We start from the raw sequence: 5,017 nt of genomic DNA, 5'->3' as shown, positions 1-5,017 counted from the left end.
GTGACTCGGCGACCGTGCAGCCGGCACGCCGAGTGGCCTTCGACGTCATCCACGCCGTCAGCACCTCGGACGCCTACGCGAACCTCCTCCTGCCACACCGGCTGGCCGAGGCGAAGTTGAGTCCGGCGGACGCCGGCCTCGCGACCGAGCTGACGTACGGCACCCTTCGCCGACGCGGGTACTACGACCGCGTCATCGCGCACGCGGCGAAGCGACCCGTGACCGAGATCGACGACGCGATCCTCGACGTCCTGCGGCTCGGTGCCCATCAGCTGCTCTCCATGCGCGTCGCAGGCCACGCCGCCGTGAACGAGTCCGTCGAACTCGCCCGGTCCGCCGGTTCGCGGTCGGCGGCAGGCTTCACCAACGGTGTCCTCCGCACCATCTCGCGGACCGAACCCGCCGAGTGGGAGCGGATCCTGCTGGGTGAGGTCACGAACGACACTGATCGCCTGGCAGTGAGCACCGCCCACCCGTCGTGGGTCGTTCGGGCCATCAGGCAGGCGCTCGACCTGCAGGACCGCGGCGACGAACTCGAGGAGGCGCTGGCCGCGGACAACCTCGCCCCGCAGGTGAACCTTATCGCGCTCCCGGGGCTCGCCGATCGGCCCGAGGACGCCGAGCCGAACCGCTTCTCCCCATACGGCTTCCGCAACCCCGGCGGCGACCCGGTCCAGCTCGTCGGGACCGGCGGCGGCCGCCTCCGCGTCCAGGACGAGGGCTCGCAGCTCGCCGCGCTCGCGCTGACGCGGGCGGTACCGGTGCGGCCCGGCGAGCGATGGCTCGACCTGTGCGCGGGCCCGGGTGGCAAGGCGGCACTCCTGGCCGCCGAGGCTCTCGCCGGGGAGGCACGCCTCGATGCGAACGAACTGGTCCCTGCGAGGGCCCGTCTCGTGGAACGCGCCCTCGCAGGTGTCCCGCTCGAGGTGTCGGTCTCGACCGCCGACGGCACGAAGCTCGCTGCGGAGCATCCCGGGAGCTACGACCGAATCCTCCTCGACGCCCCGTGCACCGGGCTCGGCGCGCTGCGACGACGACCGGAGGCGCGGTGGCGGAAGACCCCGAAGGACGTCTCCGAACTCACCCGACTGCAGGGCTCACTGCTCGACGCCGCCATCACCGCGCTCGCTCCCGGCGGGATCGTGGCGTACGTGACGTGTTCGCCGCACGTCGGCGAGACGGCACTGATCGTGGAGAGCGCGCTGCGAGCCCACCCCGGGATGGAGCGACTCGACACCTCCGCGGTGCTCGACCAGGTCACGACCGAACCGCTCGACGCCGCGGCGCCCGGTGGAGCGGTCCAGCTCTGGCCGCACCGACAGGGCACCGACGCAATGTACATCGCGCTGCTCCGCAAGCCCGCGGAGTCGGCCGGACCCACCGTCGATCGATAGGCTCGAGTACATGTCCGCGCGCATCAACCCGAGCATCCTGTCCGCCGATTTCGTGAACCTCCAGGCCGACCTGGAGCGGATCGCGAGCGCCGACCTCGTTCACGTCGACGTCATGGACAACCATTTCGTCCCGAACCTCACGTTCGGTCCGCAGATGGTCGGTCGCATCCAGGACGTGTCTCCGGTCCCGCTCGACGTCCACCTCATGATCTCGGACGTCGATCGATGGGCTCCCGGCTACGCCGAGCTCGGGGCGTTCTCGGTGACGTTCCACGCCGAGGCCACCGGCGACCCCGTCGCCCTCGCCAGACGCCTGCGTTCCATCGGGGCGCGTGCCGGGATCGCGGTGAAGCCCGGCACGCCCATCGAGCCGTACCTGGAACTCCTGCCGGAGTTCGACCAAGTGCTCGTCATGACGGTCGAACCGGGGTTCGGCGGACAGTCGTTCATGCCGGAGACCATGCCGAAGCTGCAGGCGCTGTCAGCCGAGGTCGCACGCACCGGTCTCGACGTCTGGCTCCAGGTCGACGGCGGGATCTCCGCGGACACGATCGGGATCGCGGCCGCCGCCGGTGCCGACACCTTCGTCGCGGGGTCGGCCGTCTACAGCGGTTCCGATCCGGCCTCGAACATCGCGCTGCTCCGGGCCGCCGCCGAGGCGTCGACGCACACCCACTGACGCAGCGGGCCGGTCCAGCGCGTCCGCGGTGCGCGCCGCCGCCCGGAACCGGTACCCTGGAGCACGTGAAAACCTTCGACGAGCTGTTCGACGAGCTGCGCCTGAAGGCCGAGACCCGGCCGGAGGGTTCCGGCACCGTCCGCGAACTGGACACGGGTGTGCACGGCATCGGGAAGAAGATCGTCGAGGAGGCCGCCGAGGTCTGGATGGCGGCCGAGTACCAGAGCGACACCGAGACGGCCGAGGAGATCTCCCAGCTGCTCTACCACGTGCAGGTGATGATGGTGGCGAAGGGGCTCACCCCCGCCGACGTATACCGACATCTGTAGGAGCACGTCGCGGCGCATCCGCCGCGCCTCCTGATCACCCTGTCGAGACACCATCGCACAACACGAAAGTCACCCCATGCTGAGAGTCGCCGTGCCCAACAAGGGCTCGCTGTCCGAGACCGCCGTCGAGATGCTGCAGGAGGCCGGCTACGCGACCCGTCGCGACACCAAGGAGCTCCACGTCGTCGACGCACGGAACGACGTCGAGTTCTTCTACCTCCGTCCGCGCGACATCGCGACCTACGTCGGTTCCGGCGCCCTGGACATCGGCATCACGGGGCGCGATCTGCTCCTGGACTCGCACTCCGCCGCGACTGAACTCGCCGAGCTGGGCTTCGGCGGGTCGACGTTCCGCTTCGCCGGTCCGACCGACGAGTTCTCCGAGCTCTCCGATCTCGCGGGGAAGACGGTCGCCACCAGCTACCCCGGCCTCGTCGGCAACTTCCTCCGCGACGCCGGTGTGGATGCGACGCTCGTCCACCTCGACGGTGCGGTCGAGTCGGCGGTCCAGCTCGGGGTCGCGGACGCGGTGGCCGATGTCGTGTCCACCGGCACGACCCTCCGGAAGGCCGGACTGGGCATCTTCGGCCCGGTGATCCTCGACTCCACCGCCGTGCTCATCGCGTCGCCGGAGACGAAGCCCACCACCGCGACGCTCATCCGCCGACTGCAGGGCGTCCTCGTCGCGCGGCAGTACGTGCTCGTCGACTACGACCTCCCCGTCCGGCTGCTCGAGCAGGCGACCGCCGTCGCCGGTGGCATCGAGTCGCCGACGATCTCGCCGCTCCGCGACCCCGAGTGGGTGGCGGTCCGGGTCATGATCCCTCGCGGCGACGCGAACGACGTCATGGACCGCCTCTACGAGCTCGGCGCACGCGCCATCCTCGTCACGGCCATCCACGCCGCCCGACTCTGAATCGCCCGTCCCTCACCACCCGTCCCAGTCGCTCTGCGGAGGCCTCCGTGTCACTCGCCACCCGAGTCATCCCCTGTCTCGACGTCGCCGACGGGCGCGTCGTGAAGGGCGTCAACTTCCTCGACCTCCGCGACGCCGGCGACCCCGTCGAACTCGCGAAGCGCTACGCCGAGCAGGGCGCGGACGAACTGACCTTCCTCGACGTCACGGCCACCGTCGCCGAACGCGACACCACCTACGACCTCGTCAGCCGGACCGCCGAGCAGGTCTTCATCCCGCTCACGGTCGGCGGCGGGGTCCGCTCGACCCAGGACGTCTCCCGGCTGCTGGCCAGCGGGGCGGACAAGGTCGGCGTGAACAGCGCCGCGATCGGCCGACCGGAGTTGCTGGGGGAGATCGCCGACCGCTTCGGCGCTCAGGTCCTCGTCCTCTCCCTGGACGTGAAGCGACACGCCGGCAGCGCATCCGGATGGATCGTCACGACACACGGCGGCCGACGTGAGACCGAACTCGACGCGCTCGCCTGGGCCTCCGAGGCGATCGACCGCGGTGCGGGCGAGCTGTTGGTGAACTCGATCGACGCCGACGGCACCAAGGCCGGGTTCGACACCGAGCTCATCAGCGCCATGCGCGAGATCAGCCGGGTTCCGGTCATCGCGTCAGGGGGAGCAGGCCGCCTCGCCGACTTCCCACCCGCGATCGCCGCGGGGGCCGACGCCGTCCTCGCTGCGAGCGTCTTCCACAACGGCGAGTTGACGATCGGGCAGGTCAAACAGGAACTCGCCGACGCCGGCTGGACGGTGCGGGCATGAGCGCGGACATCACCATCCCGATGGGCGCCGATCCGGAGACCGCGATCGGGCAGCTCACCTTCGACGCGCAGGGCCTGCTCCCCGCGATCGTGCAGCAGTGGGACTCCCGCGAGGTGCTCATGCTCGGCTGGATGGACGCCGAGGCCGTCCGCCGGACGATGACCGAGGGTCGGGTCACCTACTGGTCCCGCTCACGACAGGAGTACTGGCGCAAGGGGGACACCTCCGGACACGTGCAGTTCGTCCGGGCGCTCGCCTACGACTGCGACGGGGATACCCTGTTGGTGGAGGTCGATCAGCACGGCGCTGCCTGCCACACGGGCACACGCAGCTGTTTCGACGGCCGGAGCCTCGACGTCGTCGCAGCGCCATCGCCGACACCATGAATCGAGTTGGAGCATGACCGAGAGCACTGCAGCACCCCAGTCCGGGCCGGTGGAGCCGCCGAGGCGCGACGAACCGTCCGAGGCTGACGAGCTCGAGTCACGAGCTCTGCGCATTCGTCAGCGCCGCCTGAAGACCCTGCTCCTCGTCACCGCCGTCCTCGCCGACGCGCTCATCCTCGCGGCGTGGACCCAGACCTGGCTCTCGATCAGCCTCGTTGGCGTCGGCCCACACTCCGGCGCGCTCGACGTGGTCGGCTCCGTCGCCGCTCCCGCCCTGTCCGCACTCGCCCTCGCCGGTCTCGCCCTCGTCGCGGCGCTGGCGATCGCCGGGCCGGTGTTCCGCATCATCCTCGGCCTGCTGGAGGCCGTGATCGGCGCCTGCGTCATGATCTCGTCGATCGCCGTGCTCGCCTCGCCGGCGACCGCGGGCGCGGCGGCCGTGACCGAGGCCACGGGCGTCGCCGGGAGCCAGTCGACCATCGACCTCGTCGCGGCGACCAC

The 5,017-nt window shown here is 70.6% G+C and carries 7 protein-coding genes; all 7 read left to right on the top strand.

Annotated elements, in window-relative coordinates:
- Nucleotides 1-14: 14 nt before the first annotated feature.
- Nucleotides 15-1,394, top strand: a complete 1,380-nt coding sequence (locus tag IFT89_RS19585) for an RsmB/NOP family class I SAM-dependent RNA methyltransferase (RefSeq protein ID WP_202939809.1) — start codon at nt 15-17, stop codon at nt 1,392-1,394.
- 10 nt (nt 1,395-1,404) lie between these two features.
- Nucleotides 1,405-2,073 (top strand): ribulose-phosphate 3-epimerase, encoded by a 669-nt coding sequence (rpe, locus tag IFT89_RS19580; protein WP_079705936.1) that lies wholly within the window; start codon nt 1,405-1,407, stop codon nt 2,071-2,073.
- A 65-nt stretch (nt 2,074-2,138) separates the two neighbouring features.
- Entirely contained in the window at nt 2,139-2,402 is a 264-nt protein-coding gene (locus IFT89_RS19575) for a phosphoribosyl-ATP diphosphatase (RefSeq protein WP_064293847.1), read from the top strand.
- Between the two features lie 76 nt (nt 2,403-2,478).
- Complete coding sequence (gene hisG, locus IFT89_RS19570; RefSeq protein ID WP_202939808.1) at nt 2,479-3,318, top strand: ATP phosphoribosyltransferase; 840 nt, start codon at nt 2,479-2,481, stop codon at nt 3,316-3,318.
- 47 nt (nt 3,319-3,365) lie between these two features.
- Nucleotides 3,366-4,130 carry an imidazole glycerol phosphate synthase subunit HisF gene (gene hisF / locus IFT89_RS19565; RefSeq protein ID WP_192004902.1) on the top strand — a complete coding sequence of 255 codons (765 nt, stop codon included), beginning with the start codon at nt 3,366-3,368 and terminating at the stop codon, nt 4,128-4,130.
- Between the two features lie 20 nt (nt 4,131-4,150).
- Nucleotides 4,151-4,516 (top strand): phosphoribosyl-AMP cyclohydrolase, encoded by a 366-nt coding sequence (hisI, locus tag IFT89_RS19560; protein ID WP_202939810.1) that lies wholly within the window; start codon nt 4,151-4,153, stop codon nt 4,514-4,516.
- Between the two features lie 13 nt (nt 4,517-4,529).
- The coding region (locus IFT89_RS19555) for a Trp biosynthesis-associated membrane protein (protein WP_202939807.1) at nt 4,530-5,017 on the top strand (488 nt) is incomplete at its 3' end.

The organism is Plantibacter sp. CFBP 13570, assembly GCF_014841395.1.
Taxonomy (GTDB): Bacteria; Actinomycetota; Actinomycetes; order Actinomycetales; family Microbacteriaceae; genus Plantibacter; species Plantibacter auratus.
This window is presented reverse-complemented; position numbering and strand designations above follow the sequence as displayed.